This window comes from Romboutsia sp. LXY-2 (assembly GCF_056171995.1).
On record NZ_JBKFGI010000015.1, the window covers coordinates 36,678 to 55,244 of the forward strand.

Sequence of the window (18,567 nt, forward strand, 5' to 3'; positions counted from 1 at the left end):
TAAAGGCAATCTTATATTAAGATTGCCCTCACTTTTAAATTACTATTATTTCCAACCTACTTGGTTAAATATCTCAACAGCTTTTTTGTTGTATTCTCCCATTTTAGTTATATTTATGTTTTGAGGTGTAAATTCTCCCCAACTTTTTAATAATTCACTAGGTTCAACTGAGCTATTTGCTGGATATTCATAGTTTTCATTCGTCATAGCTTTTTGAGCTTTTTCACTAGTCATAAACTCTATAAACTTAACAGCATTTTCTTTATTCTTAGCATACTTTCCAAGCACTGCACCACTTACGTTTACTTGAGTATTCTCTGGGAAAAATACTCCTACTTTTTCAGCTGCCTTTACTTCTTCTGCATCTTCTGAGTTTAACATTCTACCAACATAGTAGCTGTTTACTATAGCTATAGTACCTTCACCTGCTGCAACAGCTTTAACTTGGTCTCTATCATTTCCTTCTGGTTGTCTCGCCATATTATTTACAATACCTTGAGCCCATTCCTTAGCTTTTTCTTCACCATTTAGTTCTATAAATGACGCTAATAATGATTGATTATAGCTTGAGTCTGATCCTCTAACTAATATACTATCTTTCCACTTATCACTTGTTAAGTCATCATAAGTAGATAAATCGTCTTTATTTATCTTTTCTTTGTCATACGCTAATATTCTAGCTCTTGTTGTAAATGCTACCCACTCGTTATTTTCTCCCCTTAAGTTTTGAGGTATGTTTTTATCTACTGTTTCTGACTCTATATTTTGAGTTAATCCTAAATCTATTGCTTGATAAATATTTGCTATATCAGCAGTTGCATATAAATCTGCTTGAGTATCTTCACCTTCTCTATTTAATCTCTCTAATAATTCTGGCGCTTTACCTTCTACTACATTTACTTTTATACCCGTTTCTTCTTCAAATTGCTTGTATAAAACTTTATCTACTTCGTAGTGTCTTGCTGAATATATATTTACTACTTCATTACCTTCTGATGAGGAATTATTAACCTTAGGAGCACATCCTGAAAGTATTCCCATTGAAAGTACTGCTACTCCTATTAATGATATTATTGATTTTCTTTTTAGTCCCATTTTATAACTCTCCTTTATGCTATATATTTTCATATGTTAATCTCAATGATTTAATATTTATTTTCTTTTGATATCAATTATCATTATTATACCCCAATTTTCTGTATATTAAAACATTTTTTTACATTATTTTTAAATTTTCATAAAAATTTTTATATTTTATTATAACTAATTACTTATAAAGCACTCTTTTTATGCACTATATTAACTATTAATACTAAAGTCCATACAAATAAAAAAGCTCGATATAGAAATTACATATTTCTAAAATTTATGCCATTTACTAAATTCCATCAAGTTGTTACTCTAACTTGCTAATTTGCAGACTCCAAAAATCTAAAAAGACCTAAGTCCCATTGAATATAGGACCCAGGCCTTAGTTGTTAACTCTTATTATTTACACTGTCTAATTAACAAAGTACAGTTCAATTTTATTATAAATACTCTTCTACTTTAGCTTTTAAACTATTTTTAGGTATAAAACCTACTAATCTATCCATTTCTTTACCATCTTTAAAAACTATAACTGTTGGAACAGTTGATACTTCAAATCTTTGAGCTAACTCCATACTTTGATCTATATCAACTTTTAAAAACTCTGTTTTTCCTTTCATTTCTTCGCCTATTAAATCATATACTGGTGATAACATTTTACATGGGCCACACCAAGTCGCAAAGAAATCTACTACAACTGTACCTTTATTATTTTCTACATCATTTTTAAATTCATTTATACCTATTATTCTTGACATATTTTTACCATCCTTTTTTTCTAATAATTTTTTTATAAACTTACTTATTTGAATCATTAATTTAATTCCTTTAATATTTCTTCTGTTGTCAGTGAACCACTGGATAACATAGCAAAATTAACTTCTGCGGCTTTATAGGCATCTATTCCTGGTGCTGCTGTTGCATCTTTTGCTATATAAACTTCAAATCCCTGTTCTACTAAATCTCTCATATGTGATTCTATGCAAATATTTGAATTCATACCTGCAAGTATTACTGTATCTATTTTTTGTTTTCTTAACTGCAAAACCAAATCATTAGTTTGCGGTCCAAATATTTTATGTGGACTTGCTATTATAGTTTGTCCATCTTCTATATATGGCTTAAACTCATCAAGTATATCAGCTCTTGAATTCTTTTCAACTGCTTCAGATGGCCCTTTTCTTTCAAACATTTTCATTTCATGCATCATATGTTCACCATTTGATCCAAATCTCCATGTATAATCATGTGGATAGTAATAGTGTGGCGATACAAATATATTATATCCATTTTCTTTAGATTTTTTTAGTAATGATACAATATTTTCTATAGTGTTATTAGCTTCAATAATATCTTTTGCTAATTTATAACCTTCACCCATTTCATGTAAAAATTCATTTTGTGGATCTACTAATACCAATGCAGTTTCTTTACTATTAAATTTCATTTTAAATCCTCCAGTTTTTTAATTTATTTTCATCTATAAATTAATAATAAATCTTGGAGAAAAAAACAACAATTAGGTACATTTTAGTGTCTAGTTACATTTAAGTTACCTCTCTCGCTAAATACACTTAACCAATACGTATCAATGCTTTCATTTCAATTTAGATCCTGCAGTTATCACTCTATCTTTATAGGTCTTATTGTAAGCTCTACATATATTCTGCTTTTGCCTCTTCTTATTCAGTAGTAAGAAATACTATGCTTATTTCAAATCCCAGCTTGCATTTTACAATAAATGGTACTATACTTTATTTATAATACATAGGAATCCGAGGTGTTGGTTATAAATAAAGAACTTATAAAAGGAAGTACCGTTACCATTATCTTAAATGCACTAAAAAAGGAACCTCTTTATGGATATGGAATGATTAAAGAAATTGAAAATAAATCTAATGGCGTGTTTCTTTTTAAAGAAGGGACCTTATATCCTATTTTGCATGATCTTGAAAAAAATGGATTTATCGAATCCTTTTGGCATGTAGAAAATGGTAGACGTAGAAAATACTACAAGATTACAACAAAAGGACTCAAAGAATTAAAACTTAGAGAAAACGAATGGAAAGCCTTTAGTAAGACAATGGATTTTGTATTGGGGGTATGATGATAATGAATAGAGAAAAAAATTCTATAGAGAATTTTCTGCAATCTGTATGCAGATTTATTTCAACTGAAGAGCGAGCACAAGATATACAAGATGAACTTAGAGATCATATTAATAGTTATATTGATGAGTACACAAATGATGGTATGACTATTGAAGATTCTACATTAAAAGCATTAAATCAAATGGGAGATCCCCATGCTTTAAGTACGAGCTTTAAAGATAATGTTTCTAACCATAAATATATATTTATAGTTGGTTTAATAATTTCCCTTATGCTAATACTATTATCAATTATTATTTACGGTTATATAACTAATACTTATACATTTATAGACCTTTTTATGAATATCATTTTTCTTATTTGTTATATGCCATTTGTTGCCCTACTTATAAAAACATGTAAAAAAAGTAAAACACTTTGCAAAATTGACCCTGTTTTTTATATTCAATCTTGTAAAGAATCTGCTTGGTATGAAAATTTATTAAAGCCTATTAAGTGGCTATTTATAATCTCATTTTTGATAACTGCTGCATCCTACTTAATAGATTTTAAAAATATATCACAGAATGAAATATCATACGAGACTTTAGATACTGTGCATCTTTTAACCATGAGTTTAACAACGATTATTGTACTTTCTTGCCAAAGCCCTAAAGTACAAAATAATATTGTCTATCCTGATGGTATACTTACTCTAGAATCTTTTATTCCTTGGGATAATATCGAGGGATATAGGTGGGTTAAGGAACATTCTAAGAACAAAATTATTTATTCTGTTGAGTTGAAAATCAAGAAAAATTCTTCCTCTAAATATACTTTTCATAGCAAACTTATAAAAGCTAGCTCTTATCAAATGAATTTGATAGATGAAGTTTTTAAGATAAATAATATAAAACAACGTCAATTTTTTTAATTAAAATAGGACTATATATAAATTTGTACGAATTCAAATCTATATATAGTTCTTTTTTGAATTGTATATTAGAAGGTTATAATAATATTTATATAAAGAATAGATTAATGATACCGCCCACAGAAAATAAGTGAATAAAATAAAAACCACTCCAGTATAAACAAGAGTAGTTTTTATTTCATTCATTTATTTTAAACTTTAAGCATTCTTAGGTCTTAAATCTTTTTGACTTAGATGTTTTCTTATTACATATACAGTTCCGTCTTTTTTAAATTCAGCCTCATATGAATACCCGTATTTCTCTATTTCGTAATAGTCTAATATTTTAACTGCATCTCCTGCTTTTAGAGATATATTTCTTGTGTTTGTTTCACTTCCATCTATATGGACTTTTATTCTTCTATCCTTTGCAAGATATGCTATATCATTTATATCAAATTCTCTTTTTATCATAAAAAGCTCCTTAAAATATGTTTTTACAACTAATTGTATCTACTTATTATATCCATAATTTGATATAAATGCTATTTAATTTTACTACTAAAGATTTCGTAGTTTTTTTATTAATTATTTCTTAAATATACCAAAAGGCTTACCAACTGGTAAGAACACTCTTCCGAAATGAGTGTTTAATACAGCCGCACCACATCCATAGAATGATACTATAGCTATTGCTAACTCAGAATATGCTGCTAGTTGATGAGTAGCATGTTCCATTATTCCAAATGACGTTAAACTTAATCCTAAGAATAAGAAATCTATAAGTACAAATATTGTAAATAATACCTTATGAGTTTCCATAGCACCTATAGTCATAAATATAGTAAATATTAAATATCCTAAGTAAGCAAATCCTAACTGCTTAGGATCTACTGCTGCTGCTAACTCTGGCCCAAATACTCCATTTTGTATTAACCAAGTAAATCCAACTGCATACCAGAAAAATGCATATGCACCAAATGCAGTAGCTCCAAATGTATTATTGTGCTTGAAATCTTGTATTGCTGCCATTAATTGAGCAGATGCACCTAAAAATATTGCCCATGGTAAAACAAGTGATACTCCTGTAGTTATTCCTAATTTTTGAGATGATGCAACTAATGTAATTATAGCTAGCCCAAAAAGTCCTAATGCTGAAGGGTCAGCTGTTACAACCTTTACTTTTGTTTCATTTGTCATTGTAATCCTCCTGTATGTTTAATACCTTTCAATATATTGTATACAAAATACATATATTATAATATCATAAAAAATACAATAGCAAACAAAATTTATGAAATAATTAAAAATTATTTTACATTTCAAAACTTATAAGCGGTATGGTTTACTTCTAATACTCTTTCTTTAATTTGTCAAAAATAAATAATACACCTACATTTCTGTAAGTGTACTATCTACAATAAATCTATCTAAAATATTTAACTCCAGATTCAAAGATTTTTTGATCCTTCTCACCTATGATATTCTTTATCACATTATCCCCTATTCTCTCAGAGTGACCCATCTTACCAAGTATTCTTCCGTCAATACTCGTTATACCTTCAACGCCGTAGAATGAACCATTAGGGTTAAAATCTATATCGTAAGTAGCCTGGTTGTTAAAATCTACATATTGAGTAGCTATTTGACCATTAGCTATTAATGATTTCATAACTTCTTCACTAGCGACAAACTTACCTTCTCCATGAGAAACTGCTATGCTATGAACATCCCCAACCTCAGTTCCTTGAAGCCAAGGTGATTTGTTAGAAGCTATTCTAGTTTGAACTATCTTAGCTTGATGTCTACCTATATTATTGTAAGTAAGTGTTGGTGCATCTTCATGTGGAGCTCTTATTTCACCATATGGTACTAATCCTAATTTTATAAGTGCTTGGAATCCGTTACAGATACCTAACATTAGACCATCTTGCTTAGTTAAAAATTCATTTACTGCTTCTTGTACTCTAGGATTTCTAAATACTGTTGCTATAAACTTACCAGAGCCATCTGGCTCATCTCCTGCACTAAACCCTCCTGGAAGCATTATTATTTGTGATGATTTTATTTCGTTTACTATTGTGTCTATAGAGCCTTCTATATCTTTATAGCTTAAGTTTTTAAATACCTTTATGCTTGATTTAGCTCCAGCATTTTCAAATACTCTAGCTGAATCATATTCACAGTTTGTTCCTGGGAATGCTGGTATAAATACCTTTGGCTTAGCTATACTTATTGACGATTTTTTAGCTTCACCTTGTGATATAAAGTTTATAGTTTCTATTTTGTCTTTTATTTCTATAGATTTTGTTGGGAATATAGGCTCTAGTGTTTCACAATGAGCACTATATAACTCATCTAAACTTATTTCTTCATTTCCTATAACTATTGATTTTTCTTCTGTAGTGTTACCTAGTACTACATAGTTATATCCATCTAATATGCCTAAATCATCTTTAGCCAATTCAAGTACTATGTTTCCATAACTAGCTTCAAATAACTTATCAGTATCTGTAAATGACTTGCTAGCTTCCTCATTAAACTTGAATCCTATTTTATTACCAAACGTCATCTTAGATATTGCTTCTCCAAGTCCAGCAAATCCTAGCGCATATGTTGATAACACTGTGTTTTTGTGAATAAGTTCTGTTACTTTATCTAAGTTTTTCTTTAATATATCAAAGTCTACCACTTCATTAGCTAATCTATCTGTTAGTAACATTACAACTTGTGAATTACTTTTCTTAAACTCTGGAGAAACTACATGCTTTGCATCCACAGTATCCACAGCAAATGATACTAATGTTGGGGGTACTTCTATATCTTTAAATGTTCCTGACATACTATCTTTCCCGCCTATTGCAGGTATTTCTAGTTTGTTTTGAGCATAAAATGCACCTAATAATGCTGAGAATGGTTTACCCCACTTAGTTTCGTTATCCCCAAGTTTTTCAAAGTATTCTTGTAGTGTAAGTCTAGTTGTTCTGTAGTTACCCCCAATAGCCACAACTTTACACACAGATTCTACTACTGCGTATAAAGCACCATGGAATGGACTCCATTTTCCTATTTTGGGATTGTATCCGTAAGTCATTATTGTTGAAGTATTTGTTTCTCCACCAAGCACAGGTATTTTTGCAACCATACCTTGAGATGGTGTAGCTTGATGTTTACCACCAAATGGCATAAGTACAGTATTTGCACCTATTGTATTGTCAAACTTCTCAACTAAACCTTTTTGAGAACAAACATTTAAATCTGACATTACTTCTATAAATTTATCTTTTAATGAAACTTCTTTAGCTATAGCTATGTCTAATAATCCTTCTGAAGATTTACATCTACATGTATTTTTAGTTTCACAACATTCTAAGCTATTATCTTTTATTAGTACATTTGAATTGAAGAATGTTTCTTCTTCATTAACCTTAGCTACATGTACCTTAGTACTTTGCTTAACTCCATTTGTATCTAAGAATTCTCTATTTACATTTACTATAGCATCTCCGTTCCAGAACATTCTTAAATATCCTGTGTCTGTCACTGTAGCAACATGTGTAGCTTCTAAGTTTTCTTCTCTTGCTAAATCTATAAATCTTTCTTTATTTTCTTTATTTATCGCTACTGCCATACGCTCTTGTGATTCAGATATTGCAAGTTCTGTACCATCAAGACCATCATACTTTTTAGGAACTAAGTCCAGGTTTATATCTAAGCTGTCAGCTATTTCTCCTATAGCAACGCAAACTCCACCTGCTCCAAAGTCGTTACATCTCTTTATCATCTGAGCTACTTCTTTATTTCTAAAGAATCTTTGTATCTTTCTTTCGTTAGGAGCATCTCCTTTTTGAACTTCTGCGCTACAAGTAAGTATTGATTCTTCACTGTGTTCTTTAGAAGAACCTGTTGCTCCACCGCAACCATCTCTACCAGTTTTTCCTCCAAGTAGAACTATTATATCTCCAGCTTCTGGTCTTTCTCTTACTACATTTTCTTTAGGTACTGCAGCTATAACAGCTCCTATTTCCATTCTCTTCGCTACGAAGTCTTCATCATATACTTCTGCTACTTGACCTGTAGTTAATCCTATTTGGTTTCCATATGAGCTATATCCGTGAGCTGCTTCTGTAGTTATTTTCTTTTGCATTAGCTTACCAGATAATGTATCTTCTAATGATGTTCTCGGGTCTGCACTTCCTGTAACACGCATCGCTTGATATACATAACTTCTACCTGATAATGGATCTCTTATTGCTCCACCTAAACAAGTAGCCGCTCCACCAAATGGCTCTATTTCTGTTGGATGGTTATGAGTTTCATTTTTGAACATTACTAAGTATTGTTCCATTTTACCATCTATTTCAACATCTACATTTATACTGCATGCATTTATTTCTTCACTTACATCTAAGTCATCTAGCTTTCCATCTTTTCTTAATTCTTTCATAGCTATCGTAGCTATATCCATTAAGCATATATCCTTTTGTCTATCTACATATACTTTCTTTCTAGAATCAAGGTACATGTCATAAGCTTCTTTTACTACGTCAGTGTATTTACCTTCTTCTATCTTAACCTCTTCTATTTCAGTCATAAAAGTAGTGTGTCTGCAATGATCTGACCAGTATGTGTCTAGTACTTTTATTTCTGTTATAGTAGGATTTCTTTTTTCTGTATTCTTGAAATATCCTTGAACATGAGCTAAGTCAGCTAATGTCATAGCTAAGCCTCTTGTATTTAAGAAATCTTGTAATCCTTCACTACTTAAATCTATAAATCTTTCTAATACTTCTACTGATGTAGGTATTTCTGTTTCCATTTTTAAAGTTTTTGACTTTTCTAAAGAAGCTTCTCTACTGTCTACTGGATTTATAATATAACTTTTTATTTTATCAAATTGTTCCTCAGTTACATTTCCACTTAATATATAAACCTTAGCTGTGTTTATTGCTGGTCTTATACCTTGGTTTACTATTTGAATACACTGAGCTGCCCAATCTCCCCTTTGGTCATACTGACCTGGTAAGTATTCTACAGCAAATATTCTTGTAGCATTATTTTCTTCTATAGATAATTCTTCATGATAAACTACATCTAAGTTTGGTTCTGAGAATATTGTTCTTGCTGCGTTTTCATATGCTTCGTCAGCTATACCTTCTATATCATATCTATTTAAAACTCTAATTTCTTCTATAGTATCTATGTGTAAACTTTCTACTAAATCTTTCTTTAAAGCTCTAGCTTCAAGATCAAATCCTGGTCTTTTTTCAACTAACACTCTTCTAACAGTTGACTCTAAAGTTAAAGTATTTAACATGTCTTTTCCCCCATATTATTTAGAAAATTTAGTTTTACTTTTCTAAGTATTTTAGGATTAGAAATTATCAAATACGATAACCTCTAATCCTGTTAATTTTTCAAATTACATTCCTATATCAGTTCTATAATGCATTCCTTCAAAGTTTATTTTCTTGATGTTTTCATATACTTTTGTTGCTGCATCTTTTACTGTATCTGACTTTGCTGTTATTCCGATTACCCTTCCTCCATTAGTAACTAGTTGACTATCTACTATCTTAGTTCCACTATGGAATACTACTATGTCTTTATCTAAGTTATCAAGACCTGTTATTACCTTACCCTTTTCGTAATTATCAGGATATCCTCCTGATGTAAGCATTACGCAAACTGCTTCTTCTTTTTTATAATTTATATCAACATTTTTTAAATTATTATCTATTATAGAGTTCATTATTTCACTTAAATCTGTCTCTAATCTAAATAATACTGACTGAGTTTCTGGATCTCCAAATCTCGTGTTGTACTCAAGAACTTTAGCTCCATCACCAGTTATCATAAGTCCAATAAACAATATTCCTTTGTAGTTTAGCCCCTCTTCTTTAAAACCTACTAAAGTCTTATTTAATACTTCTAATTCTATTTCTTTAGCTAACTCATCTGTGTAGATTTCACTTGGAGAGAATGTACCCATACCCCCTGTGTTTGGACCTTCTTCAAAGTTATATACCTTCTTATGGTCTTTTGCGCTTACCATAGGAATTATTGTGTCATTGTCTACAAAGGCTAATATAGATGTTTCTATTCCTTTTAAAAATTCTTCTACAACTATTTTATCTCCAGCATTTCCAAACTTCTTGTCAGCCATCATTTCTTTTAAAGTAGCTACTGCTTCTTCTCTATTTGTTGGTATTACAACACCTTTACCTGCTGCAAGTCCATCCGCTTTAATTACTACTGGATATCCAAAGCTGTCTATTTCACTTATAGCTTCTTCTAAGTCTGTATATTCTTTATACTTAGCGGTTGGTATATTGTGTTTTATCATAAACTCTTTTGAAAAAGCCTTACTTCCTTCTAGCTTAGCACAAGTTTTATTTGGTCCAAATATTCTAAGATTACTCTTTTCAAATTCATCAACGATCCCTAAAACTAGCGGAACCTCTGGTCCCACTACTGTTAGGTCTATTTTATTTTCTTTTGCAAACTCTACTAATTTATCTATTTCACTGTCACCAATATTTACACATTCCGCTACTTCTTTTATTCCTGCGTTACCTGGTGCACAGAATATTTTCTCTACATTATTTTCTTTACTTAATTTCCAGCATATAGCGTGCTCTCTTCCGCCACCGCCTACAACTAATATTTTCATTTTCTACCCCCTAGTGCTTAAAGTGTCTTACACCAGTACACACCATAGTCATATTTAGTTTGTTACAAGCAGCTACTGAATCCTTATCATTTATTGAGCCACCTGGTTGAACAACTGCCTTTATACCGTATTCATTTGCTAATGTTACGCAATCGTCAAATGGGAAGAAGGCATCTGATGCAAGTACTGCTCCAGTAAAGTCTTTGTCATTGTTGTTTTCTAAAGCATTTTTTAATGCCCATATTCTTGAAGTCTGACCACAACCTAATGCTAAAGTTTTTCCATCTTTAACTATAGCAATAGCATTTGACTTCATGTTCTTAACAACCTTCATACCAAATTCCATATCTTTTAATTGGTCTTTTGTAGGTTGTAACTCTGTTACTGTCTCATATTTATCAGCTAAAGTATTATTTCTATCTTGTATTAATAATTTTCCATCTAAGTACTTCATATCATAGGCTTGCTTGCTCTCTTCTATCTTAGCTAACTTTAATACTCTTAAGTTTTTCTTTTTCTTTAAGATTTCTAAAGCTTCTTCTGTAAAATCGTAAGCTACTACTATTTCTAAGAATATTTGATTCATCATTTCTGCAGTAGCTGCATCAACTGTAGATGTTATTCCTACTATTCCACCAAATATTGATACCTTATCAGCTTCATAGCATTTTGTATAAGCTTCTAAAGTGTCTTTTCCTAATCCTACTCCGCATGGATTAGTGTGCTTAATTGCTACTGATACTACTTCTTCACTATCTTTAAATTCTCTCATTACTTCTAAACATCCATGTAGATCGTTTAAGTTATTGAAAGAAAGTTCTTTTCCGTTTAATTGTTCGTAATTTAATATAGGATTTTTAGCATTTGATTGTTTGTATAATACTCCATTTTGATGTGGATTTTCACCATATCTTAATGTTTCTTCTTTTTGGAATGTTAAGTTTAATATTTCAGGATAAGTATCTCCTACCTCACCAGCAAAATAGCTTGATATAAGTGCATCGTATCTTCCTGTAGTTGAGAAAGCTTTATAAGATAATCTTTTTCTATCTTCTAATGTTAAAGTATTATTTTTTAACTTTTCTATTACCATGTCATAGTCATTTATGTCTACAACAACAGTTACATCCTTATAATTTTTAGCTGCTGAACGTATCATAGATGGTCCACCAATATCTATGTTTTCTATCATTTCTTCATGAGATTTTCCAGCCTTTAATGTACCTTCAAAATCATATAAGTTTACAGCTACTAAATCTATAGAACCTATTTTATATTCATTTACTGTTTTAACGTGGTTTTCATCATCTCTTTTGAATAATATTCCACCATGTATATATGGATTTAAAGTCTTAACTCTTCCATCTAACATTTCTGGGAATTTTGTTACGTCATCTATTTGAATAGCATTAACTCCGTTTTCTTGTAATATCTTAAATGTATTTCCAGTAGATATAACCTCATATCCTAAATTGTTTAATTCTCTAGCAAATTCAACTACCCCAGTTTTATCAGTTACACTTATTAATGCTCTTTTACTCATTTATTAACACTCTCCTATCCTGAATACTTATTCTGTCTTCACAGAAAAGCTTAATAGTATTTTTCAATATTCTATGTTCAACTTCTAGCACTCTTTTAGCTAGTGATTTTGCGTCATCATCTTGATTTACCATTATACTTTCTTGCATTATTATTGCACCTGTATCTGCTCCCTCATCTACAAAATGAACTGTAGCTCCAGTTACCTTAGCACCATAATCAAGAACTCCTTGGTGTACCTTTTCTCCATAGTATCCGTGACCACAAAAAGCTGGTATTAATGATGGATGGATGTTTATCATTTTATTCCTAAATTCATTAACAAAGTTTGGGCTGATTATCTTTAAAAAACCAGCCAAAACCACTAAATCTATATTATTTTCTTTCAAAATTTCTATTATTTTATCTTCATCAGTTTCATAAATAGCTGTTATACCATGTTTTCTAGCTCTTTCTAATCCAAAAGCATCTTCTTTATTAGATATAACAACCTTAACCTTGCCATTAATATTTCCAGCTTCAGTTTCATCTATAATAGCTTGTAAATTCGTTCCTCCACCAGATATTAAAACGCCTATATTTAGCATAGAACCACACCTTCATGAGAATCTACTACTTCACCTATTAAATAAGCTTTTTCTTCTGTAGAATTATTTATATAATCAACTACACCTTGAGCTTTATCTTTATTTACTATAAATACTAATCCAACACCCATGTTAAAACTCTTATGAAGTTCTCTTTCATCTATAGCATTGAATCCTTCTATCATTTTGAATATAGCTGGCTTTTCCCAAGAATCTTTCTTTATGTCTATTCCTAATCCTTTAGGTATAACTCTTGTTATGTTTTCTATTACTCCGCCACCAGTTATATGAGCTATTGCCTTTAATTCATGATTCTTTAATACATCTAAAACTAACTTAACATATATTTTTGTTGGAGTTAAAAGAGCTTCTCCTAAAGTCATTCCTAATTCTTCTATATGTTGATCTAATTTATAATTATATTTATCTAAGAATATTTTTCTAACAAATGAGAACCCATTACTGTGTACTCCACTTGATTGAATTCCTATTAATACATCACCACTATTAACATCTTGACCTGATACTATCTTTTCTTTATCAGCTATACCAACAGAGAAACCAGCTAAGTCATATTCATCGTCAGAATACATACCTGGCATTTCAGCAGTTTCGCCACCTATTAATGCACATCCAGCCATTTTGCATCCGTCAGCTATACCTGATACTATCTGTTCTACTTGCTCTGCAACTAACTTTCCAGTAGCTATATAATCTAAGAAGAATAATGGCTTTGCACCTTGGCATATTAAGTCGTTTACACACATTGCAACTAAGTCTATACCTACTGTGTCATGTTTATCCATCATTTGTGCTAATTTTAATTTTGTTCCAACTCCATCTGTAGAAGAAAGTAATACTGGCTCCTTCATTCCTACAAAATCCTTTAAGCTGTACAGTCCGCTAAAGTTCCCTAAATCACCGATTACATTGTTGTCGTAAGTAGATTTTATCTTCCCTTTTATAAGATCTACTGCTCTGTTCCCCTCATCTATATCAACGCCTGACTCTTTATAAGTTAACATGAAAGTAACTCCTCCTTATCGATTTTCTTTACTGGATAATCCCCATCAAAACAAGCTTTACAGAAATTATTTTTGTTAGCTGTAGCTTCCATCATTGCATCTATTTCTAAGAATTTTAAACTGTCACATCCGATATAATTTTTTATTTCTTCTATGCTATTATTTGATGCTATAAGCTTAGAACGATTCGGAGTATCTATTCCGTAATAACAAGAGTACTCTACTGGAGGTGATGTTATTCTAAGATGTATTTCTTTCGCTCCCGCTTCTCTTAAAGATTGAACTATTTGTCTTGAAGTAGTTCCTCTAACAACAGAGTCATCAACTAAAACTACAGATTTTCCACTAACTACATTAGATAATGGATTTAATTTTATTTTTACTGCTATTTCTCTTTCTTCTTGAGTAGGCTTTATAAATGTTCTTCCTACATATCTATTTTTAACAAGACCTTCACTTAGCTTAAGTCCACTTGCATTTGCATATCCTATAGCTCCTGCCCATCCTGAGTCTGGCACTGGAACAACTATATCTGCGTTTATTTCTTCATTTTGAGCTAGTATTTCACCACTTTTTACTCTGAAATCATAAACATTTACGTTGTCTATAGTGGCATCATTTCTAGCAAAGTATATATGTTCAAATATACAGCTCTTCTTAACTGGCTTATAGTTTTCTGAGTAGTTATAAGATTTCATTTGACCGTCTTTTATTACTATTATCTCTCCTGGCTCAACATCTCTTATTACTTCTCCACCAAGTATATCTATAGCACAATCTTCTGAAGCAAATATATATTCATCATCTTTTTTACCTAGTATAAGTGGTCTGAAACCATGAGGATCTCTAACACCTACTAATTCATCTTCTCCCATTATTACAAGAGAATAAGCTCCTTTTATATAATCCATTGTTAACTTTAAACTTTCTACGATGTCTCCCTTATAATATCTAGCAAGTATATAAAGTATAACTTCTGTGTCAGAGTTAGCTTGGAACATATATCCATCCTCTTCTAACATATCTCTTAAGTAATTTGCATTTACTAAGTTCCCGTTGTGAGCTAGAGCTAACTTTCTATTTCTACAACTTCCAACTAAAGGCTGACAATTTGCCGTATGGCTTCCACCAGCTGTAGAATATCTAACATGACCTATACCCATGTTTCCTTTTAAGTTACTTAACTCATCTTCTTTAAATACTTCTCCAACAAGACCCATATCTTTTTTATAATTGATATTGTCTCCATCTACTACCGCTATTCCACAACTTTCTTGACCTCTATGTTGAATAGAATATAAAGAGTAGTATAGTTCTTTAGCTACATCTTTATTTGAATATATTCCTACAATTCCACACATGTAACTTCCCCCTAATTACCATTCATTCTTGCAAGGACTTCTTCATAACCTTCTACTAAATCCCCAAGGTCTCTTCTGAATCTATCTTTATCGAATTTTTCATTAGTGTCTACATCCCATAATCTACAAGTATCAGGAGATATTTCATCTGCTAATATTATATTTCCATCTACATCTTTACCAAATTCTAATTTAAAGTCTACTAACTTTAGGTTCATCTTTAAGAAGAATTCTTTCATTAATTCATTTATCTTTAATGTTTGAGTTCTTAAGAAATCTAATTCTTCTCTAGTAGCAAGCTTCATAGCTACTGCATGGTCATTGTTTAACATTGGGTCTCCAAATGCATCATTTTTATAACTTAATTCAAATATTGGCTCATCTAAAACTATCCCTTCTTCTATTCCATATCTCTTACAGAATGAACCTGCTGTTATGTTTCTTATTATTACTTCAAGTGGTAATATCTCAACTTTTTTAACTATCATTTCTCTATCAGATACCTTTTTTATAAAGTGAGTTTCAATGTTATTTTCGTGTAACATTTCAAACATTATAGTTGATATCTTATTGTTTAATATACCTTTTGAGTTTATTGATGCTTTCTTTTCTCCGTTAAATGCAGTAGCATCATCTTTGTAATATACAACAAATTCATTTTCGTTTTCAGTAGAATATATTTGCTTAGCTTTTCCTTCATATAATAACATTGTTATTACCCCCTTAAGTTTTTATCAGCTTCTAATACTTTTTCTTCCATTTCTTTTCTATATATTACTAATTGTTCTTTTATTTCTGGATATTTAATACTCATTATTTGAGCTGCCATAAGTGCTGCATTAAGACCTGAATCTATAGTTACCGTTGCTACCGGTATTCCTGGTGGCATTTGAACTATTGATAGTAAAGAATCTAATCCATCTAGTGTAGATGATATTATTGGTAAGCCTATTACTGGTGTTAAAGTGTGTGATGCTACTACTCCTGGTAAATGTGCCGCTTTACCAGCTGCTGCTATTATTACGTCTGTATCTGCTTCTATTTCTTTTAAGAAACTCATTAATTGATTTGGTGTTCTATGAGCCGATAACGCTCTAGCTACCACCTTAATTCCGAACTTTTCTAAAAGTTCTATTCCTGATTCTATTTTAGGATAATCCGATTTAGACCCCATTATTACCGCAACTTTCATCTTACTTCCTCCCTAAATTGTAGATGTGTTTTTCCAGTTTTTAAAGAAAATATATTTTTTGTTACGAACTTTATACTTAAATTTTATATTATTATACGCTTTTTTTCAAGTGTTTTTTACTTTTATCTGGTAATTTTTAAATAGTTTTAACAATTACATCTTATTTTATAAACCTTACATTTTCCTCAATATTACTTATATAGTTCGTATTTATTTTTAAAATATAATTTTTCTATATACTATATAAAAACAACTTTACCTATAAATTCGACACATTAGAAGAAAAATACACAGATTATGTACTATCAAAGTTTACTTATACGTAATAAATTCGCTTCGCTCATGTCGCTAACGACTTCGTCCGTTGCTCAAAATCTTTTTTTAAGCTCAAATCCAGTTTATTGATATTACTTATGTTCTGAAGTTATCCACATAATTCGAAGTATTATAATATCCTTAAGCGTAAAAAAGGTACCAGATCAATTAAGACCTGATACCTTATAATGTAGTTTCCTACAGTTTATTTATTTTAGTGACTTAAGAATACAAACTTACTAATAAATAGTATTGAAAGTATTATTAAAGATATATTTACTTCTTTTGTTTTATTCGTAGCTAACTTTAATACTGTGAAAGATATTATACCAAATATTATACCGTCAGCTATACTATATGCAAGTGGCATCATTGCTAATGTTAAGAATGCTGGTATTGCATTTGTAAAGTCTGAGAAATCTATTTGAGTAAGTGAGCTAGCCATCATAACCCCAACTAATATTAAAACTGGAGCTGTAGCTTGTGTTGGTATTGCTATGAATATTGGTGCGAAGAATAAAGATACTAAGAATAATAATCCTGTTGTAATAGCTGTTAATCCTGTTCTTCCACCTTCTCCTATACCTGCTGCACTTTCAACATAAGCTGTAACTGTTGAAGTTCCAAGTAAAGCACCTACTGTAGTAGCTATAGCATCTGCAAATAATGCTTGCTTAGCTTTTGGTAATTTTCCGTTCTCATCTAACATATTCCCTTTAGATGCTACCCCTACTAAACATCCTACTGTATCAAATAAATCAACGAATAAGAATGTAAATACTACTACTAGCATGTCTAAACTAAATACTTCATTCATTGGTACCGAAAAAGCTTGCATAAATATTGGCTTTATTGAAGGTACTGATGATACTAAAGCCGTTGGTAATTGTACTAATCCGGCTACCATACCTATTGCAGATACAATTATCATAGCTAAAAGGAATGCACCTTTAACATTTTTAGCTAATAATACTGATGCTAATAGTAGACCAAATATTGTTAATAAAACCAATGGATCCATTAAGTTTCCTAATGCTAATATTGTTGCTCCGTTTACAACTATGCCTGCATTTGATAAACCTATGAATGCTATGAAAAGTCCTATACCTGCTGTAACTGCATGTTTAAGTACTGCTGGTATACAATCTATTATTTTCTCTCTTACATTTGTTGCTGTAAGTAATATGAATATTAATCCTTCTATTAAAACTGCACATAGTGCAAATTGCCAGCTATATCCCATTCCTAATACTACTGTATAAGCAAAGAATGCATTTAATCCCATACCAGGAGCTAAAGCTATTGGATAGTTTGCTAATAATCCCATTGCACAACTTCCTATAAATCCTGCTATTGCTGTAGCAGCAAATACTGCACCTTTATCCATACCTGCATCTCCAAGTATGTTGGCATTTACAACTAATATATAAGCCATTGTCATAAATGTAGTTATACCTGCTATTATTTCTGTTTTAACGTTCGTGTTATTTTCTGTTAGTTTAAATACTCTGTCCAGAGTTGATCTTTTTGCCGATTGTGTAGCTTGCATACACGTCCTCCTAATTATTTTTAGATTTATGATTCGTATAATTGCTAACTTTATAATCTTATTATATTATATTGTTCATGTTTTTTCAATACATTTTTCGTACATTTTCTTTATTTTTTTATATATAATTCGTAAATAAGTTTAATTTTATAAACTTTACATCTACATATACTATAAAACCCGGTATATTTTTCATTATAATACTAAAAAAATTATTTCATTATTTAATAG

At 30.8% G+C, this 18,567-nt stretch carries 16 protein-coding genes; 2 read left to right on the plus strand and 14 right to left on the minus strand.

Going from position 1 to position 18,567, the window contains the following annotated elements:
• Positions 1-45: 45 nt before the first annotated feature.
• The 3 genes from ACI48P_RS19100 to ACI48P_RS19110 form a co-directional block, all read right to left on the minus strand.
• On the minus strand, positions 46-1,095 hold the full coding sequence (locus ACI48P_RS19100) for a Fe(3+) ABC transporter substrate-binding protein (protein WP_475218676.1): 1,050 nt from the start codon (positions 1,093-1,095) through the stop codon (positions 46-48).
• Positions 1,096-1,529: 434 nt separating this feature from the next.
• Positions 1,530-1,847, minus strand: coding sequence for a thioredoxin (gene trxA / locus ACI48P_RS19105; RefSeq protein ID WP_475218677.1), 318 nt, complete (start codon positions 1,845-1,847; stop codon positions 1,530-1,532).
• A 56-nt stretch (positions 1,848-1,903) separates the two neighbouring features.
• Complete coding sequence (locus ACI48P_RS19110) at positions 1,904-2,536, minus strand: cysteine hydrolase family protein (protein ID WP_475218678.1); 633 nt, start codon at positions 2,534-2,536, stop codon at positions 1,904-1,906.
• Between the two features lie 333 nt (positions 2,537-2,869).
• Here ACI48P_RS19110 and ACI48P_RS19115 point away from each other — a divergent pair, with 333 nt between their 5' ends.
• Both ACI48P_RS19115 and ACI48P_RS19120 read left to right on the plus strand, forming a co-directional pair.
• A complete protein-coding gene (locus ACI48P_RS19115) occupies positions 2,870-3,196 on the plus strand; it encodes a PadR family transcriptional regulator (protein WP_475218680.1) in 327 nt (108 codons plus the stop codon).
• Positions 3,197-3,201: 5 nt separating this feature from the next.
• Positions 3,202-4,113, plus strand: coding sequence for a permease prefix domain 1-containing protein (locus tag ACI48P_RS19120; RefSeq protein ID WP_475218682.1), 912 nt, complete (start codon positions 3,202-3,204; stop codon positions 4,111-4,113).
• A 198-nt stretch (positions 4,114-4,311) separates the two neighbouring features.
• Here ACI48P_RS19120 and ACI48P_RS19125 read toward each other — a convergent pair whose 3' ends face one another.
• The 11 genes from ACI48P_RS19125 to ACI48P_RS19175 all read right to left on the minus strand — a co-directional run bounded on the left by ACI48P_RS19125 (position 4,312) and on the right by ACI48P_RS19175 (position 18,336).
• Positions 4,312-4,566 (minus strand): hypothetical protein, encoded by a 255-nt coding sequence (locus ACI48P_RS19125; protein WP_475218684.1) that lies wholly within the window; start codon positions 4,564-4,566, stop codon positions 4,312-4,314.
• Positions 4,567-4,680: 114 nt separating this feature from the next.
• Positions 4,681-5,292, minus strand: a complete 612-nt coding sequence (locus ACI48P_RS19130) for an acetate uptake transporter (protein ID WP_475218685.1) — start codon at positions 5,290-5,292, stop codon at positions 4,681-4,683.
• Between the two features lie 226 nt (positions 5,293-5,518).
• Entirely contained in the window at positions 5,519-9,409 is a 3,891-nt protein-coding gene (locus ACI48P_RS19135) for a phosphoribosylformylglycinamidine synthase subunit PurQ (protein WP_475218687.1), read from the minus strand.
• 105 nt (positions 9,410-9,514) lie between these two features.
• Complete coding sequence (gene purD, locus ACI48P_RS19140; protein WP_475218689.1) at positions 9,515-10,765, minus strand: phosphoribosylamine--glycine ligase; 1,251 nt, start codon at positions 10,763-10,765, stop codon at positions 9,515-9,517.
• Between the two features lie 10 nt (positions 10,766-10,775).
• Positions 10,776-12,308, minus strand: a complete 1,533-nt coding sequence (purH, locus tag ACI48P_RS19145) for a bifunctional phosphoribosylaminoimidazolecarboxamide formyltransferase/IMP cyclohydrolase (RefSeq protein ID WP_475218691.1) — start codon at positions 12,306-12,308, stop codon at positions 10,776-10,778.
• The gene (gene purN, locus ACI48P_RS19150) at positions 12,301-12,894 is read right to left on the minus strand and encodes a phosphoribosylglycinamide formyltransferase (protein ID WP_475218692.1); all 594 of its coding nucleotides are present in this window, start codon (positions 12,892-12,894) and stop codon (positions 12,301-12,303) included. Before purN ends, purH begins: the two co-directional genes overlap by 8 nt.
• Positions 12,888-13,919, minus strand: a complete 1,032-nt coding sequence (gene purM, locus ACI48P_RS19155; RefSeq protein WP_475218694.1) for a phosphoribosylformylglycinamidine cyclo-ligase — start codon at positions 13,917-13,919, stop codon at positions 12,888-12,890. Before purM ends, purN begins: the two co-directional genes overlap by 7 nt.
• A complete protein-coding gene (gene purF, locus ACI48P_RS19160) occupies positions 13,913-15,280 on the minus strand; it encodes an amidophosphoribosyltransferase (RefSeq protein ID WP_475218696.1) in 1,368 nt (455 codons plus the stop codon). The genes purM and purF overlap by 7 nt, the downstream gene beginning before the upstream one ends.
• Before the next feature lie 11 nt (positions 15,281-15,291).
• The gene (purC, locus tag ACI48P_RS19165; protein ID WP_475218697.1) at positions 15,292-15,990 is read right to left on the minus strand and encodes a phosphoribosylaminoimidazolesuccinocarboxamide synthase; all 699 of its coding nucleotides are present in this window, start codon (positions 15,988-15,990) and stop codon (positions 15,292-15,294) included.
• 5 nt (positions 15,991-15,995) lie between these two features.
• Positions 15,996-16,472 carry a 5-(carboxyamino)imidazole ribonucleotide mutase gene (gene purE, locus ACI48P_RS19170; protein ID WP_475218699.1) on the minus strand — a complete coding sequence of 159 codons (477 nt, stop codon included), beginning with the start codon at positions 16,470-16,472 and terminating at the stop codon, positions 15,996-15,998.
• Between the two features lie 529 nt (positions 16,473-17,001).
• Complete coding sequence (locus tag ACI48P_RS19175; protein ID WP_475218701.1) at positions 17,002-18,336, minus strand: NCS2 family permease; 1,335 nt, start codon at positions 18,334-18,336, stop codon at positions 17,002-17,004.
• Positions 18,337-18,567: the final 231 nt, after the last annotated feature.

Excerpts from the sequence above, each read along its gene's own strand:
- ACI48P_RS19100 (WP_475218676.1), bottom strand. The coding sequence starts at position 1,095 with ATGGGACTAAAAAGAAAATCAATAATATCATTAATAGGAGTAGCAGTA.
- trxA (WP_475218677.1), bottom strand. The coding sequence starts at position 1,847 with ATGTCAAGAATAATAGGTATAAATGAATTTAAAAATGATGTAGAAAAT.
- ACI48P_RS19110 (WP_475218678.1), bottom strand. The coding sequence starts at position 2,536 with ATGAAATTTAATAGTAAAGAAACTGCATTGGTATTAGTAGATCCACAA.
- ACI48P_RS19120 (WP_475218682.1), top strand. The coding sequence starts at position 3,202 with ATGAATAGAGAAAAAAATTCTATAGAGAATTTTCTGCAATCTGTATGC.
- ACI48P_RS19125 (WP_475218684.1), bottom strand. The coding sequence starts at position 4,566 with ATGATAAAAAGAGAATTTGATATAAATGATATAGCATATCTTGCAAAG.
- ACI48P_RS19130 (WP_475218685.1), bottom strand. The coding sequence starts at position 5,292 with ATGACAAATGAAACAAAAGTAAAGGTTGTAACAGCTGACCCTTCAGCA.
- ACI48P_RS19135 (WP_475218687.1), bottom strand. The coding sequence starts at position 9,409 with ATGTTAAATACTTTAACTTTAGAGTCAACTGTTAGAAGAGTGTTAGTT.
- purD (WP_475218689.1), bottom strand. The coding sequence starts at position 10,765 with ATGAAAATATTAGTTGTAGGCGGTGGCGGAAGAGAGCACGCTATATGC.
- purH (WP_475218691.1), bottom strand. The coding sequence starts at position 12,308 with ATGAGTAAAAGAGCATTAATAAGTGTAACTGATAAAACTGGGGTAGTT.
- purN (WP_475218692.1), bottom strand. The coding sequence starts at position 12,894 with ATGCTAAATATAGGCGTTTTAATATCTGGTGGAGGAACGAATTTACAA.
- purM (WP_475218694.1), bottom strand. The coding sequence starts at position 13,919 with ATGTTAACTTATAAAGAGTCAGGCGTTGATATAGATGAGGGGAACAGA.
- purF (WP_475218696.1), bottom strand. The coding sequence starts at position 15,280 with ATGTGTGGAATTGTAGGAATATATTCAAATAAAGATGTAGCTAAAGAA.
- purC (WP_475218697.1), bottom strand. The coding sequence starts at position 15,990 with ATGTTATTATATGAAGGAAAAGCTAAGCAAATATATTCTACTGAAAAC.
- purE (WP_475218699.1), bottom strand. The coding sequence starts at position 16,472 with ATGAAAGTTGCGGTAATAATGGGGTCTAAATCGGATTATCCTAAAATA.
- ACI48P_RS19175 (WP_475218701.1), bottom strand. The coding sequence starts at position 18,336 with ATGCAAGCTACACAATCGGCAAAAAGATCAACTCTGGACAGAGTATTT.